This window comes from Malaciobacter pacificus (assembly GCF_004214795.1).
In the GTDB taxonomy this organism is placed as follows: domain Bacteria; phylum Campylobacterota; class Campylobacteria; order Campylobacterales; family Arcobacteraceae; genus Malaciobacter_A; species Malaciobacter_A pacificus.
Genome location: NZ_CP035928.1, coordinates 1,374,100 through 1,388,792, shown reverse-complemented (window position 1 = coordinate 1,388,792; position 14,693 = coordinate 1,374,100). Strand labels below are relative to the sequence as shown.

The following is a 14,693-nucleotide window of genomic DNA, read 5'->3' as shown; positions in this document are numbered from 1 at the left end:
TACAATCTCCTAAAAATTTTAGAAGGTTGTATTTATATGAAACTTAACTTCAAACTAATAGCTTTAGCTTTATCTTCAACAATATTTTTTTCTGCTTGTTCACAAAAAAGTTCAATAGATTTTAATAAAAAAGACTTAACAACTATTAATCAAAATGATATTTCAAATATAAATGAAAATATAGAAGCACAAAAATATTTTAAAAAGTATTTTGCACCTTGGGAGCTTGATAAATTATCTACACCTTTAAAAGATGCAAAATGGGGACATGGATATAGATTAAAAAAAATCTATTTAGAAAATCATATTTTAGCTACTCCAGAGTGGTTTGATAAACAAATTGATAACTCAAATTTTGAAGAGTATAATACTACTATAAAAAAAGCGATTACTCTTAAAAATACAAATGTTAGAGTTTTACCAACATCTTCAGTAATGTTTTACAATCCAAATAAGCCAGGTGAAGGTTTTCCCTTTGATTATAACCAAAACTCACTATTAAAAATAAATACACCTGTTATAGTTTCACATTTTTCAAAAGATAGAGCATGGGCTTATATTCAAGCTTCAATTGTTGGGGGTTGGGTAAAAGTAGAAGATATTGCTTTTGTTGATGATGAATTTATAAACAAATTTAAAAATGATAATTATTATGTTGCAGTTAAAGAGAAGTTCCCAATATATGATATTATCTTTAGAGAGTATGTAAAGGTTGGTACAATTTTCCCAAAAGATGAAAATGGTTATATAATTGCAAAGCCTGACTTTAACCAAAATGCAAAATTAGTACATATAGAACTTACTAATGAAGTTGAAAAAATGCCAATTGCATTTAATAAAGAGAATAAAGTAAAGATTGCAAAAGAGATGATGGATGAACCTTATGGATGGGGTGGATTACTGAATAATAGAGATTGTTCAAGTTTTACTCAAGATTTTTTTACTCCATTTGGAAAATATTTACATAGAAACTCAAAAGCCCAAACTAAAAATGGCGAATATTTAGATGTATCAAAATTAAGTAAAAATGAAAAAAAAGAGTTTATAAAAAAACATGGTATTCCATTCTCAACTTTAGTGTATCTAAAAGGTCATATCATGCTTTATATTGGAATAAAAGAAGATGAACCTCTTGTTATGCATAATATGTGGAGTGTAAGATTAAAAGATAAATGGGGTAAAAAGTATAGACATATTGTAGGTAAAGCTACTATTACAACACTAGAACCAGGGAAAGATTTAAAAGATTTTGATGAAAATAATAATATGATTAATAGGATTTTAGGAATAGTTGTTTTATGATAATTGAAGATAATTTAAATAAAAAAAATAAATCTAATAAAAATAAAAACCTAACTATGGGTTATAAAATAAAGTTCATTGCCATATATATTATATTTCTTATACCAATACTTTTTTATAAATTATTTACAGAAGGTTTTGAACCTATGATAATTTTCTTTATCTGGACAATTGTAATTACCATTGTATTTCTTATTCATTTAACTGCTCCAATAATATCAATAGATAAAATTATTATAAACAGTAATTCAAATAAAGTATATAGTCAATGGATAATTTGGTTAATAATTACCTCTATTCCTTTTTTACTTTTTATTTATATGATTTATTTATTTTATGATTGTGGTTCTATGGGTTGTGTAAGTGGTATCTTTTTTTTAATAACTTTAATTCCAGCTTTAATAGTAGGTTTTGTCAGCTTATTTTTTGTGAAATAATAATAAATAAAAATCTAATGTTTTAATTATACAAAGGATTTATTATGGTTGAATCATCGAATCTAATAACAATTATCACAGCTTGTGGTGGTCTTGGTATTTTTCTTCTTAGATTAACTACAATGACAAATTCACTTCATACAGTTGCAGGTAATAAACTTCGTTCAATCATGCTTTCATTTACATAGAGCTGCTTCTGCTTCAGTTTTGTTGGAATTTCAACGATGCAAGAGGCTATTAGATGGCTACGTAGAGTTAGTATTCACATAAGTAGAATTTCATATCATCTTGAAAAAGCTGTGATTTGTATAGCCAAATAATTTATATAAACCTATTTTAAAAATATATCAAATAATACTATTAAATGTTAAAATTGAATTAATAAAGGATATATCATGAAAGTTTTATTAACAGGTTCAAATGGATATATAGGACGAAGACTAAAACAAAAACTCCTTGAAATTGAAAATATCAACTTACGACTTTTTGTAAGAAATAAAAAAACATTATCTTCAAATATTGATAAAAATATTGAAATATTTGAAGGTAATAGTTTTGATAAAGATAGCTTAAAAAAAGCTCTTGGTGGTGTACATACAGCGTATTATTTAATTCACTCACTAAATAGTGACGACTATAAAAATTTAGATAAAATCTCTGCTCAAAACTTTATCGATGTTGCACAAGAGTGTGGTGTAAAAAGAGTAATATACCTAGGTGGACTGGGTGTAAAAGATGAAAATACAAGTAAACACTTATTAAGTAGAATTGAAACGGGAGAGATACTTTCTTCTTCAAATGAAGTTCAAACTATATGGATAAGAGCTGGTGTTATTATTGGTTCTGGTAGTACTAGTTTTGAAATTATTAGACATTTAACAGAAAAACTTCCTATTATGACAACTCCAAAATGGGTAAATACAAAAGCTCAACCAATTGGTGTTGATAATGTGTTAGAATACTTAGTTGACAGTTTATATTTAGATTATGATAAGAATTTAACAGTTGATATTGGAAGTGAGCAGTTAACGTATAAAGATATGATGCTTCAAACTGCAAAGGCACTTGAATTAAAAAGAGTTCTCATTCCCCTTCCCTTTTTATCCATAAATCTTTCATCTTATTGGTTAAATCTTTTTACGCCTGTTCCTTTTAGCGTTGCAAAAGCTTTGATTGAAGGATTAAAATCTGAAGTTATAAAACAAAACGATAATGCAAAAAAGTACTTTCCTCAAATACAACCAATATCTTTTTTTGACAGTGTGAAAAAAGCGATAAAGGAGATTGAAGAAAATCAAGTGATAAGTAGATGGAGTGACAATAGTGGTGTTATATGGGATAAAGACCACTCTAAAGAGATAAATAGTGCAATATTTTTTGATAGAAAAGAGCTTGATATTTCAAATATTTCTAAAGAGAAAGTATATAAAAGCTTTATGAGTATTGGTGGAAATAATGGTTGGTTTGATTTTGATTTTCTTTGGGAAATAAGAGGTTTTATTGATAAAATTATTGGTGGAGTTGGATTAAAAAGAGGAAGAAGAGATCAACATAAACTCAGAATTGGGGAGAGTCTAGATTTTTGGAAAGTAGTTGATATAAAGAAAAATGAAAGACTACTTTTATACGCTCAAATGAAAGTTCCAGGAACTGCTTGGTTGGAGTTTAAAATAGAGAATAATAAGCTTATTCAATCAGCATATTTCTATCCAAAAGGATTATTTGGACGAATTTATTGGTACAGTTTAATACCAATACACTATTTAGTTTTTAACAATATGATAAAAAGTATTGTAAAGAATGCTAAAAAATAACTACTGATATAAAATATTATTTTTAACATTACAATGCTATAATTCGAATTTATTAAAATTATTAAATAAGAAGGCACTTAATGAGTATATCAGTAAATATTTTTGATAAGTTTAAATTTAATCCTAAAAACTACAATATATTAATAATAGAAGACTCAAAATCTTTAGTTAATATTATAAAAAACAAATTTACAGATTTAAATTATAACTGTTATTATTCATATAACTTAACTGATGCACATAAAATACTCAAAGAGAATAATATTAACTTTATTTTTTTAGATATGAATCTTCCCGATGGTAATGGATATGAAATTATTAAAAAATATGCTTCAAGTGGAATAAAAATATTTGTTTTAACTAGTCAAGATGATGAACAATTAAGAGAAATATCTTTCCAAAATGGAGTTATAGACTATATTGTAAAAGATAAAGACTTTTTTTTGAAACTTGATAATATTTCAAAAATTATAGAAAAAATAGAAAAAAACAAACAATCATCAATTTTGATTGTTGAAGATTCATATGTTATTCAAGAACAACTAACTGAGATTTTATCAAATAGAAACTATCAAACATTTAGTTGTGACTGCATTGAGAGAATAATGGAAATGATTGAAGTAAATGATATTGATTTAATGCTTCTAGATGTAAATTTAAAAGATAAAAATGGTATTGATTTTCTTAATAAAAAAAGAAATATAATTATTGATAAATTAAATATTCCTGTAATTATAGTATCAGGAAGTAAAGATACTGATATTATTAGAGAAGGCTTAAAAGCTGGGGCAAAAGATGTTTTAAGAAAACCATATATTGTAGAAGAATTGGTACTCAAAGTAGATTTAAATATTGATTATAAAAGAAAAGAAAAAGAGAATAAATATTTTCAATTTTTACTAGAACAATATAAAGATGTATTAGAAGATAGTTTTAATATATTGACTTGTGATAAACATGGTTTTATTAAAAATGTAAATAAGTGTTTATGTGAGTTAACTGGGTTTGAAAAAAATGAGTTAATTCATAAATCACACAATATTTTTAATCCTTCAGATAATTCTGAAAAGTTTTATTTATCTTTATGGAATAAAATAAAAAATGATAATAAAATTTGGAAAGGTAAAATAAAAAGTCAGAAGAAAAATGGTAAATTTTTTTGGAGTGAACTTACTATAAAGCCTGTTATAAACAATAAAGGTCATATTGAAGAGTATATTTTTATATTTAAAGATATATCAAAAGAAAAGCTTCTTGAAAACTATGTTAAACATATAAATAAAATAAACTCTTAGAGCTATTTATCTCTTAAATAAATAACTCTATAAATCATAGGTACAAAATATAGATTTAAAATTGTTGCCCATAAAATACCAAATCCTAATGATATAGCCATAGGTTGTAAAATAAGTGCTTGACCAGAAGCAAAGAATATTAAACTAGCTAATCCTAAAACAGTAGTAACAGAAGTTAGTAATATTGGTCTTAATCTCATTTTTGCAAGTTCAATCATCTCTTCTAGGTTTTTCGCTTTTTTAATAAAATCCATCATAATAATTCCATCATTTACAATAACTCCTGCAAGTCCAACCATACCTATTAAACTTGGCATTGATACATTTATTCCCATAATAACATGCCCTATTAAAACTCCTAAAATAGATAAAGGAATCGTACTAATAATTATTAGAGGTTTAACAATTGAATCAAACATCCAAACTAAAGACATAAAAATTAAAACAATTGCTATAAGTGCAGCTTGAGCCATCTCTTTTTGAACTTTTTCATTCTCTTCTTGCTCACCTTTTATTTGTAAAGTTACTGTTTTTCTAAGTTCATCTATCACTGGATTAATTTTTTCAAAAACCTCAGTTGATGTAACTTTATTTAGTGATGCTGTTACACTTATGATTTGTTGATTATTCTCTTTAAATATTTGAGAATAAGCTGGGATTTTTACAAACTCTACTACATCTTTTAGAAGTACTTTTTGATTAGCTTCAGTAACTATTTCAAAGCTATTTAAACTACTTAAAACATCTTTTTGATTACTTTCAAAAACAACATCAACAATACCTTTATCATCAAACATTTTAGAGTAAGTTCCTTTTAAGTAAAAAGGTCTTAACTGATTTAATACACTCTCTTCAGTTATCCCTAAATCATTTCCATAAGGGTTTACTTTAAACTTAAGTTCATAGTTTCCAATTAAAGAATCATCAGCTATATTTGATACACCTTTTGTATCTCCTAAAATCTCTTTTAATGTTTTAACAGCATTTGCAACCTCTTTTTTATCTCCACTAATAGCTATTTCAACGTCATTTTTAACTATTCCTGTTTGAGGAACGAAAATTTTTAACTCATCAAAATCACTTGAAGCAACTTCATCTTTTAATATCTCTTTTAATTTCTCTTCCATTTGTTGAGCACTAATAGTTCTTATCATATTTGTATCATCATATTTTGGAGATAAATATGGATTTATATACTCTTCAAAAACATTAGTTGGGGCTCTTTCATAAAGATTTACAAATATCTGAAAATAGAACTCTTCATTGTGGGGTTGATTTTTCCCATCAAGTTTCATACCAATAACTGAACTAACTGAATCAACAACATTTTCTAAATCTACATTATTTAAAATTTTATTTTCTAGATGTGATACTAATTTTTCTGTTTGCTCAATCTTTTTTCCAACTCCAACAGAACCATTTATATAAATCTGCGTTGAATCAAAAGAAGGCATAAATTTGAATTTTTGGGTAGTTATAATAAAATATGATAAACTGCAAATAAGAGCTATCATAATAGCAATTGCAATATATTTACCCTTTAATAAAAACTCTAAAATATTTCCATAAAGTCTAAAATTAAAATCCCAAACCTTATGAGATTTTCTTTCATCTTTACTAACTTTTAAAATCTCTTGGGCATGTAAAGGCAGAAAGAAAAATGCTTCAACAAGGGAACTTAAAAGTAAAATTGTAATCATAATAGGGAGTATTTGCATAAATTTTCCTACTTCCCCAGTCATCATTAAAATAGGTAAAAATGCAAAGATAGTAGTTGCAGTTGCTGTTAAAACAGCTGGATACATCTCAAGTGCCCCATCCCTTGCAGCAGTAAATCTATCTTTTCCCATCTCTAAGTGACGATATATATTCTCCCCTACTACAATAGCTTCATCAACTAACATTCCAAGGGCTATTAAGGCTCCTAAAAGTGATAACATATTTAAACTATAACCTAAATAATCAGCCCCAATAAGTCCTATCATAAATGATGTTGGAATTCCAATTGCAATTACAATTGCAATTCTTATATTTATAAAGAAAAATAGTGCAATAAATAGTAAAATAAGTCCAAATATAATATTAGATGTAACAGTATTTAGTCTATTTTTAATCCAAACAGAAGTATCAATATATGTATCAAACTCTAAATTTTGATACTTAAGTGCGAACTCTTTGGTGATTTGTTTAATCTCTTTTACTAACTCAATTGAATCACCATTTTCACCCTTATTTATACCAACAGAAATATTTGTTTTTCCATCAAAATGAGAGATATTTGCAACATCTCCTAAAGTAAAGCTAACATCAGCAATATCTTTTAAATATAGAGTTTGACCATTTACCCTAATTTTTGTATTTTTAATATTATCAATATTTTTTTCACCATTAAAAGTAGATAAATAATAGTGTCTTGTTGTATCTTTTATCATTCCAATTGGAAAAATTGTACTTATACTTGAAACAGCGTTTATAACAGAAAGTTTACTAAGTCCATAAGCATCTATTTTTTCATCATTAAATCTGATTAATAGTTCTTTATCACTTTTCCCAAAAACAGAAACTTGGGATAAATCTTTTAATTGCATAACTCTTGATTTTACTTCATCGGCAACTTCAATTAAATACTCTTTTGAAACATTTTGTTTTGAAGTAACAGATATATTTATTAGAGGAAATGCATGTTCAAGAGCTTTTACAGTTGGTTCATCCATATCACTTGGAAGATTTGTTTTGATTTTTGTAACAATATCTTTTACATCATCTACTACAATATTTGATTCGTAGCCTTCTTTTAAATCTGCTCTTATAGAAAAACTTCCATTTTTAATAGTTGATGAAATTGTATCAATACTACTTAAACCTAAAAGTTCATCTTCAATATCAGCAACTGCAATCTTATCAAGTAACTCAGAACTTGCTCCACTATAAAAACCATTTATTGCAACAGCATCTAAAGTTGAGGGAGGAAAAATCTCTTTTGGAATTTTAAAATATGCAAAAAGTGCAAGTAAAAAAACAAAAAGTAAAATAAAGTGAATTAAAATTGGTTTTCGTAAACTAAATTCAATAATTGATTTAATCATATCAATCTTCCTGATTTAAAGGATTAAAAAGTAATGAATCTATAATTTGATTTTTAAATTTCATATCTTCTAATTGTTGGGCTAAAAACTTATTCTCTTCTTGTAAAGAGATATAGTGCGCATATAGTTTATTAATATCTTTGCTTACATAATAGATATTATTTCTTAGATAAATTTTTGGTATAAATAAAACTAAAGCAAATATTAAAATAGTTAAGACAAGTAATAATGCAGTTTTAGGTCCAATACTAGTCAAATTTAAATATCCTTAATTTTGAGCTTCTACTTCTTGGGTTTTGTTTTATCTCTTCTTTTGTTGGAATTATTGGTTTTTTTGTAATTATTTTTCCTAAAGCGTGATTGTTTCCACATTCACATCTAAAAACTTCTTTTGGACAAATACATGATTTTGTCCATTTTTTAAAATAGTTTTTTACAATTCTATCTTCTAAAGAATGAAAAGAGATAATAGCAACCGTACAATCTTTTAATTTTGCTTTTTCTAATGAGTCAAATAATCTAGTTAAAACACCTAATTCATCATTTACTTCTATTCTTATTCCTTGAAAAGGAAGAGTAGCTGGATGAATTTTTCCTTTTGACATTTTACTTGCAATAAAAGAGGACAACTCTTTTGCAGATGAAAATGGTCTATTATTTACGATAAGTGAAGCTAGTTTTTTATACTCTCTAACTTCTCCATACTCTTTAAAAACTCTTTCTAAATCTGTTTGAGAATAAGTATTAACTACAACAGAAGCATCCAAAGGATTATCTTGATTCATTCTCATATCTAAAACTTCACTTTCAAAACCAAAACCTCTCTCTAATTTGTCAAGTTGAAGTGAAGATACTCCAATATCAGCTAAAACACCTTTTATATCATAATCTTTAAAAGTATCAATTACTGTTTCAAAGTTTCCTTTATTGAAAGTTACCCTTGAAGAGTATTTTTCTAATCTATTTTTTGAAAAAGCCAAAGCTTCATCATCTTGGTCATTACAAATTAAATTTATATTTTGATTTTGTTCTAATATTCCATTACTGTGTCCACCAAAACCTGTAGTACAATCAATGATATAACCGCCATTTATATCTTTAAAAGCATCAATTGTTTCTTGATATAATACTGGTATATGAGGTATGTGCATTAAAATAGTCCTTATAAAAATTAATATATAATACCAAAAATAAGATTTAAGGCTTTTAAAATGATTGATAAAGCTACCGTTGATTTATTAACAAAACTTTCTCTTACTATGTTTAGAAAAAACTTCTTTGGTATTTACCATGGAGCAATCTCTTCAAAGTTAGATCAAAATCACTTTTTAATTAATACTTCAGATGCAATTTTTGATGAGATGACTGAGAAATCTTTTTGTACACTTAATATGAATAAAAAAGATTATAGATGGAATATGGCAAGTATTGAATCTCATATTCATCAAACGATTTATTCAAATATTCATGAAGCAAAATATATTGCGTTTGGAATGCCAATTTATACTACTGCCTACACTTTTGAACATGACAATATTCAATTTGAAGATTTCTTTGGAAAAACAACATTTGGGAACTTAAAAGTATATGATCCTGGAGATTTTTCCACTTGGTATCAAAGAAATGCTTTAGAAGTTACAAAGTATTTAAAAGAGTCATCAAATAATGTTATGATAGTAAAAGGTGTTGGTACCTATGTCTATGATAGAGACGTTCATCAACTAGTCAAAAAAATAGCTATTTTAGAGAATTCTTGCAGACTTTTAAGTATAAAAGCTTCATTTGATTAAAAAGTTATAATTTTTATTATATTTTTTATTATTTTTTAGCGCAAACCCCCTAGTTTTAGCTATTCTAAAGGTTAAATACTATAAAGTTTATAAATTTTAATTTTAAATAAGGAGTTCTTAATGAACAAAGCGGAATTTATTGATGCAGTAGCAGCTAAAGCTGGTTTATCTAAAAAAGATGCAAAAGGTGCAGTTGACGCTGTATTAGATACAATTACTGAGACTTTAGTAAAAAAAGAATCTGTAAGTTTTATCGGATTTGGTACATTTACTACTGCTGATAGAGCTGCAAGAACTGCTAAAGTTCCAGGAACAGACAAAACTGTTGAAGTACCTGCTACTACTGTTGCAAAATTCAAAGTTGGTAAAGCTTTAAAAGAAGCTGTAGCTAAGTAATTTTTTCTTTATTGAGAAACTTTATTAGGTCTATCTTTATAGATAGGCCTTTTTTTATATCATAAATTAATAATTGCCTCCATGGCGGAACTGGTAGACGCGTGCGATTCAAAATCTATCGTGCAAGTGGTTTAAAAGCCCTAAATAAAGGTTTTTTTAGATGTTGGGTACATAAAAAAGGTACACAACTTATATAAAATTTACTGTTAAAACAACAAAAATGGCTCCGTGGCGGAATTGGTAGACGCGTGTGATTCAAAATCATATTCCAATGGAGTGCCGGTTCGATTCCGGCCGGGGCTACCACTTTTTTATTCATTACAAAATCCCTATTTTACGAAGTTCTAAACAATCAAAGCGACACACAACTATTTTCATCAATATATCTAAGAACCTCTTCTCTTAAAATAAAATGCTTCACTCCAACTTTAAAAGATTTTAGTTTATTTTCTTTAATAAGCTTCTTTGCAGTTGAAACTTTCATAAATCCTAAACTTTCTAACTCTTTGAGTGAAAATGATATTCTTTTTGGTATTAGTTCTTCCATTTTTTTATCTCCATAATTTTCTTTTTTGAAATCATAGTTAAAAAAATTCATTTTGTGATTATTTGACACAGATAATCACAAAACCGTTTTTTCATTATAAAATTCCACATCCATGGAAAAAAATTTATAAGCTTATAAAGAAAAAAAGGAGCAAGGAATGAGATTATGAAAGTTAATCTTCAACAAAAAAAGAAAAACTTCACAATGGTGAGTAATATTATTGCTAAAGATAACACCATAAGTTTAAAAGCTAAAGGTATGTGCTTGATATTGGTTCATTTTCCACAAGATTGGCATTTTTATGAAGAAAAACTTCAAGATTATGCAAGTGATGGAAAAACAGCAATATCAAATGCACTCAAAGAGCTTGAAGTAAGCGGTTATCTTTTTAGAAAACAGCTAAGAGACAAAGGAAGATTTTCAAATAAGCTTTGGATGTTTAGTGATGAGAAATTAAGTAGTGAAGATTTAAAAGATTTTACCGAGATTGGAAAAACTGATGTCGGTAAAAACGATAGCGGAAAACCATTGACTACTAATACTCACTCTAACCAAACTAAAGAGAGTAATAAAAAAAATACTCAAAAAAAGGGAAGAAAAAAAGCCTATTATGAGTTCGTCAATGTTTTAAAATCAAATGCAATGGAATATCCAAATCTAAAAGTTGTGTTTGAAAATATCACATATTCATTTATCAATAAAAATGGACTAATGCTTTTAAAAGATGAAGCAAGTGATATTGTACTTTCAAAAGTGCATGCAAGCAAACTGTATCAAAAGATGGCAAATTCACTTAATGTGCAAATCATAAGAGGACAAAGATGAGTTCAAATGATGAAAAAAGCATAGAAACCATCACAAAATTTTCAATTGAGATACAAAATCAAAACTTGCGACTTTTTGCAAGGGTTGATTTAAAAATGAAGTTACAAATATTGCAGCTTCAAAAGCAACTGTTTCACAAACTAAAAAGTGCTTATAGTGATGTAGATAATACAATTTTGACTCTATCATCACTTGTTTTAGCAATAGATACAGTTGCAAAAGAGCTTGATGAAATCAATCTCAATGCAATAAAACTTCGAGGCAAAAATAATAAAGCCAAAATAAAACGACAAAAGGTGCTTGGATATTGGGCGATAGTAAGAACTTTAAAGTTAGAACAAAACATGAGCTTTAGAGATATTGCAACTTACTTTGCCAAATATCATAAGCTTGAGGTTTCTTATTCCACGATTTATGAACTTTGGAATGAGCTAGAAAATAAAATATAAACAAAGGATAATTTAAATGGCATACGATCAAATATTTACACTTAGAGATGATTTTGGGGTTGAACTTAAAATCATACCTGTAGCACTTAATCATGATAAAGAGATATATCTTCTTCATGTATTTGAAGAAGACAACAGTGCAAAGAAAAAGTTTATTAGAAATGAATTAGTTTTGGTAGGTAATCAAATACTAACTTCAACATTTAGTGATACAGTTCATTTCATGGAAGAGTTAAACCTCTTTGATATTGGCAATAATCAAAACAAATACCTTGATGTAACTGAATATCAAAGTACAAAAAATTTAAAACTAAAACACAACGGTGATGAAAATATTTTTATCTCACGATCTGAAGCAAAAGCGATGTATAAAATTTATAATTTAGCTTTTTTGGGCTATTCGATCGCCACTGTACTTGAAAAGGAGTTTCGCTTTACACCGCAACTTCTTGCTAAAATCCTTCATGACAATCAATTATTGCTAAGGTAATTTCAATGAAGCTCTTTAGCAATACTCTTATCATAGTTGGTACTATCTTTTTATTTTATTACTTGTATAAAATATATAAGCTTTATCAAGAAGAAGTTGCAAAAGAAAAAGAAGAAGCACAAAAACCAAGCCTTCTACAAATAGCTATTCAAGAAGCCCTTGAAGAGGATCTACTTTATGAGTTAAATACTCATAAAGTAAGATATTCACTCTATAACCCTAATTTTCAAGGTTTACATGAATTTAATTCAATATATAAGCTAGTAGTTCATGATAATCTTTGGATAAATGAACCTTTTCATAGTAAATTTTATGAATTTTTGCTGCTTATTAATGATAATGATTTTATGATTATCGATCCATACTCAAAAGTTATCACCATGAATGTAAGAGATAAATATAACAAAGTGCAAACCTCAAAGTCTTATCAGGTCTATAGCACTAAAGATATTATCAAACATATGATATCTTACTGTATGGATGATATAACAAGATTCAATAAAAAAGATGCACAAAATCTTTTAATATCAATATTTATAGTAGCATTAAAGCAATCAGTACATTATTTATCAAAAGATGTACCACAAAACATCATTGATAAAATGTTAAAAGATTATAAAGAAGCTCTAGCCATAAAAAATATAGTTCATATGGTTGAAACAGAAAAAGAGAAAGTCTATTTCATTCAAGAGGCATTATATGATGCTTTTTCAGTAGTTGAAACTTTACCATATAATGACAGTGAAGTTTCAAAAGCACTTGAAGTAAGAAAAGAATTACCACAAAAACTTCTTCAATCAATCTAAACAGGTGTTTATATACCTGTTTAGAATCTGTTTATTTTTCTGTTTTTTAACCATATTTTTAAAACCATCACAAAATACCATTGTAAAAGCACTTTTGTGTTTGATTATCCAAAAAAAGGAAACTGAAAAAAATATTTGTCACTACCTCTTTTTTGGGTATGAAAATATCAAACAATTTTTCATGTTAAAATCACTTTAGTTTTTTTATTTCAAAAGACAAATTACCTTATAGGTGGAGCTCAGATACATTTACGAATGAATCATCCCATCTCAAACAAAAGAGCGTCAAAAGATTTTGATTTCCTTTGATTTAGAAATTTTTTGTACTACCAACAATCAAAGAAGAGTAGCAAGCTTTGACCTGCTAGTACAAGTTTTAAAATATATTATAAGTTTTTACTTCTAACTGGTATTGTACGAAATGTTAGCGATTTAGATGCAAAAATCGAAAAATAAATGTAGATTGACTAAACAATTTTTTGCCTATGATAGAGGCTGAAACTATCAAAAACCAAACTACAAAGGATACTTTTTTGAGAGGAAGTGTTTACTATCAAAGTTCACAACTAGCTAAACAAATCTTTGAAGCTAGAGCTAAAAAAGAGGATAGAATCAATCCAAACCATGAGCATTTTCAAAAAGTAGCAAGCTATAAAACTATGGAGAGTTATAGAAGTATTTGGAACAACTTTTTTAACTATTTAAAAGAGCATTGGGGTATAAAAGATTTTGAAAAAATAGAATCTCAACATATCCAAGCCTATATGGATTATAAAATAGAATACTATCCTTCAAAACAATATCTCGAAAAGATAAGTGCTGCACTTGGAAAACTTGAAATTGCTCTAAAACTCTTTGCAAAAAATATTTATAATGAAGATAGAAATTATGATTTTTCAATCCGTCAAACTCCTTTAGATGAAGCACGAGATTTAAAATATGTTGCTAACAACTATCACAATAGAGCTTACAATAATCCAAAAGTTTTAATATCAAATCTTCAAAATTCACTTCATAAATTAGCTGCTTCTATTCAATATGAAGGAGGTGCTAGAATTGAAGGTGTGGCACTTATTAAGCCTGAACAACTTCTTGGAACTCAAATAGATACTATTACAAATACTCAAAAAGGAATAATTTTTACTAAAGAGAAAGGTGGCAAAGAGGGAGAAGTTTTAGTATCACTTGATACTTATAATGAACTTGTAGCTCACTTTGAAAAGTATAAAACTTTCAAAATCAATCGCCAAGCTTATTATGAAGATATCAAACAATCAGCACTTTTATCAGATGAAACATCAGAAGCTAGCCACGGCTTGAGATGGAATTTTGCAAAAAGAAGAATGCTTGAATATGCAAAAGCTGGTTACTCTTATGCCCAGTCACTTCAAGAAGTTAGTTATGAGATGAAGCATAATCGTGCAAGTATTACAGAGCATTATTTAGGTGGTTAAAT

At 27.2% G+C, this 14,693-nt stretch carries 16 protein-coding genes and 1 tRNA gene; 13 read left to right on the top strand and 4 right to left on the bottom strand.

Features of this window, described 5'->3' with window-relative positions; all coding sequences use genetic code 11:
- The first annotated feature begins 36 nt into the window (after positions 1-36).
- From APAC_RS06990 to APAC_RS06975, 5 genes are all read left to right on the top strand, one after another.
- Positions 37-1,302 (top strand): C40 family peptidase, encoded by a 1,266-nt coding sequence (locus APAC_RS06990; protein WP_130233426.1) that lies wholly within the window; start codon positions 37-39, stop codon positions 1,300-1,302.
- Positions 1,299-1,739: a hypothetical protein gene (locus APAC_RS06985; RefSeq protein ID WP_130233425.1), complete on the top strand. Its 441-nt coding sequence runs from the start codon at positions 1,299-1,301 to the stop codon at positions 1,737-1,739. The genes APAC_RS06990 and APAC_RS06985 overlap by 4 nt, the downstream gene beginning before the upstream one ends.
- Positions 1,740-1,783: 44 nt before the next feature.
- On the top strand, positions 1,784-1,927 hold the full coding sequence (locus APAC_RS13245; protein WP_170170133.1) for a hypothetical protein: 144 nt from the start codon (positions 1,784-1,786) through the stop codon (positions 1,925-1,927).
- A gap of 207 nt (positions 1,928-2,134) precedes the next feature.
- Positions 2,135-3,553 (top strand): SDR family oxidoreductase, encoded by a 1,419-nt coding sequence (locus tag APAC_RS06980; protein WP_130233424.1) that lies wholly within the window; start codon positions 2,135-2,137, stop codon positions 3,551-3,553.
- 80 nt (positions 3,554-3,633) lie between these two features.
- A complete protein-coding gene (locus APAC_RS06975; protein ID WP_130233423.1) occupies positions 3,634-4,848 on the top strand; it encodes a response regulator in 1,215 nt (404 codons plus the stop codon).
- Between the two features lie 2 nt (positions 4,849-4,850).
- On the opposite strand, the gene APAC_RS06970 is transcribed toward APAC_RS06975, so the two are convergent.
- Genes APAC_RS06970 through rsmH form a run of 3 tightly spaced genes read right to left on the bottom strand, consistent with a single transcriptional unit; the run spans position 4,851 to position 9,085 of the window.
- The gene (locus APAC_RS06970) at positions 4,851-7,934 is read right to left on the bottom strand and encodes an efflux RND transporter permease subunit (RefSeq protein WP_130233422.1); all 3,084 of its coding nucleotides are present in this window, start codon (positions 7,932-7,934) and stop codon (positions 4,851-4,853) included.
- Position 7,935: 1 nt separating this feature from the next.
- Positions 7,936-8,190 (bottom strand): hypothetical protein, encoded by a 255-nt coding sequence (locus APAC_RS06965; RefSeq protein ID WP_130233421.1) that lies wholly within the window; start codon positions 8,188-8,190, stop codon positions 7,936-7,938.
- Positions 8,183-9,085, bottom strand: coding sequence for a 16S rRNA (cytosine(1402)-N(4))-methyltransferase RsmH (rsmH, locus tag APAC_RS06960; RefSeq protein ID WP_130233420.1), 903 nt, complete (start codon positions 9,083-9,085; stop codon positions 8,183-8,185). Before rsmH ends, APAC_RS06965 begins: the two co-directional genes overlap by 8 nt.
- A 60-nt stretch (positions 9,086-9,145) precedes the next feature.
- Here rsmH and APAC_RS06955 point away from each other — a divergent pair, with 60 nt between their 5' ends.
- The 3 genes from APAC_RS06955 to APAC_RS06945 all read left to right on the top strand — a co-directional run bounded on the left by APAC_RS06955 (position 9,146) and on the right by APAC_RS06945 (position 10,426).
- A complete protein-coding gene (locus tag APAC_RS06955; RefSeq protein ID WP_130233419.1) occupies positions 9,146-9,724 on the top strand; it encodes a class II aldolase and adducin N-terminal domain-containing protein in 579 nt (192 codons plus the stop codon).
- A gap of 120 nt (positions 9,725-9,844) precedes the next feature.
- The gene (locus tag APAC_RS06950; RefSeq protein WP_130233418.1) at positions 9,845-10,120 is read left to right on the top strand and encodes an HU family DNA-binding protein; all 276 of its coding nucleotides are present in this window, start codon (positions 9,845-9,847) and stop codon (positions 10,118-10,120) included.
- Between the two features lie 222 nt (positions 10,121-10,342).
- Positions 10,343-10,426, top strand: a tRNA-Leu gene (locus APAC_RS06945).
- A 46-nt stretch (positions 10,427-10,472) separates the two neighbouring features.
- Here the strand turns inward: APAC_RS06945 and APAC_RS06940 are convergent.
- On the bottom strand, positions 10,473-10,667 hold the full coding sequence (locus tag APAC_RS06940) for a helix-turn-helix domain-containing protein (RefSeq protein ID WP_130233417.1): 195 nt from the start codon (positions 10,665-10,667) through the stop codon (positions 10,473-10,475).
- A gap of 165 nt (positions 10,668-10,832) precedes the next feature.
- Between APAC_RS06940 and APAC_RS06935 the strand changes: the two genes are divergently transcribed.
- The 5 genes from APAC_RS06935 (at position 10,833) to APAC_RS06915 (ending at position 14,691) form a co-directional block, all read left to right on the top strand.
- Positions 10,833-11,492 (top strand): hypothetical protein, encoded by a 660-nt coding sequence (locus tag APAC_RS06935; RefSeq protein WP_130233416.1) that lies wholly within the window; start codon positions 10,833-10,835, stop codon positions 11,490-11,492.
- Positions 11,489-11,941, top strand: a complete 453-nt coding sequence (locus tag APAC_RS06930; RefSeq protein ID WP_130233415.1) for a hypothetical protein — start codon at positions 11,489-11,491, stop codon at positions 11,939-11,941. The genes APAC_RS06935 and APAC_RS06930 overlap by 4 nt, the downstream gene beginning before the upstream one ends.
- A 16-nt stretch (positions 11,942-11,957) precedes the next feature.
- Complete coding sequence (locus APAC_RS06925; RefSeq protein ID WP_130233414.1) at positions 11,958-12,431, top strand: hypothetical protein; 474 nt, start codon at positions 11,958-11,960, stop codon at positions 12,429-12,431.
- 5 nt (positions 12,432-12,436) lie between these two features.
- Positions 12,437-13,237: a hypothetical protein gene (locus APAC_RS06920; protein ID WP_130233413.1), complete on the top strand. Its 801-nt coding sequence runs from the start codon at positions 12,437-12,439 to the stop codon at positions 13,235-13,237.
- A gap of 533 nt (positions 13,238-13,770) precedes the next feature.
- Positions 13,771-14,691 (top strand): hypothetical protein, encoded by a 921-nt coding sequence (locus APAC_RS06915; RefSeq protein ID WP_228255895.1) that lies wholly within the window; start codon positions 13,771-13,773, stop codon positions 14,689-14,691.
- Positions 14,692-14,693: the final 2 nt, after the last annotated feature.

Excerpts from the sequence above, each read along its gene's own strand:
- APAC_RS06970 (WP_130233422.1), bottom strand. The coding sequence starts at position 7,934 with ATGATTAAATCAATTATTGAATTTAGTTTACGAAAACCAATTTTAATT.
- APAC_RS06940 (WP_130233417.1), bottom strand. The coding sequence starts at position 10,667 with ATGGAAGAACTAATACCAAAAAGAATATCATTTTCACTCAAAGAGTTA.
- APAC_RS06930 (WP_130233415.1), top strand. The coding sequence starts at position 11,489 with ATGAGTTCAAATGATGAAAAAAGCATAGAAACCATCACAAAATTTTCA.
- APAC_RS06990 (WP_130233426.1), top strand. The coding sequence starts at position 37 with ATGAAACTTAACTTCAAACTAATAGCTTTAGCTTTATCTTCAACAATA.
- APAC_RS06955 (WP_130233419.1), top strand. The coding sequence starts at position 9,146 with ATGATTGATAAAGCTACCGTTGATTTATTAACAAAACTTTCTCTTACT.
- APAC_RS06985 (WP_130233425.1), top strand. The coding sequence starts at position 1,299 with ATGATAATTGAAGATAATTTAAATAAAAAAAATAAATCTAATAAAAAT.
- APAC_RS06925 (WP_130233414.1), top strand. The coding sequence starts at position 11,958 with ATGGCATACGATCAAATATTTACACTTAGAGATGATTTTGGGGTTGAA.
- APAC_RS06980 (WP_130233424.1), top strand. The coding sequence starts at position 2,135 with ATGAAAGTTTTATTAACAGGTTCAAATGGATATATAGGACGAAGACTA.
- APAC_RS13245 (WP_170170133.1), top strand. The coding sequence starts at position 1,784 with ATGGTTGAATCATCGAATCTAATAACAATTATCACAGCTTGTGGTGGT.
- rsmH (WP_130233420.1), bottom strand. The coding sequence starts at position 9,085 with ATGCACATACCTCATATACCAGTATTATATCAAGAAACAATTGATGCT.
- APAC_RS06975 (WP_130233423.1), top strand. The coding sequence starts at position 3,634 with ATGAGTATATCAGTAAATATTTTTGATAAGTTTAAATTTAATCCTAAA.
- APAC_RS06950 (WP_130233418.1), top strand. The coding sequence starts at position 9,845 with ATGAACAAAGCGGAATTTATTGATGCAGTAGCAGCTAAAGCTGGTTTA.
- APAC_RS06920 (WP_130233413.1), top strand. The coding sequence starts at position 12,437 with ATGAAGCTCTTTAGCAATACTCTTATCATAGTTGGTACTATCTTTTTA.
- APAC_RS06935 (WP_130233416.1), top strand. The coding sequence starts at position 10,833 with ATGAAAGTTAATCTTCAACAAAAAAAGAAAAACTTCACAATGGTGAGT.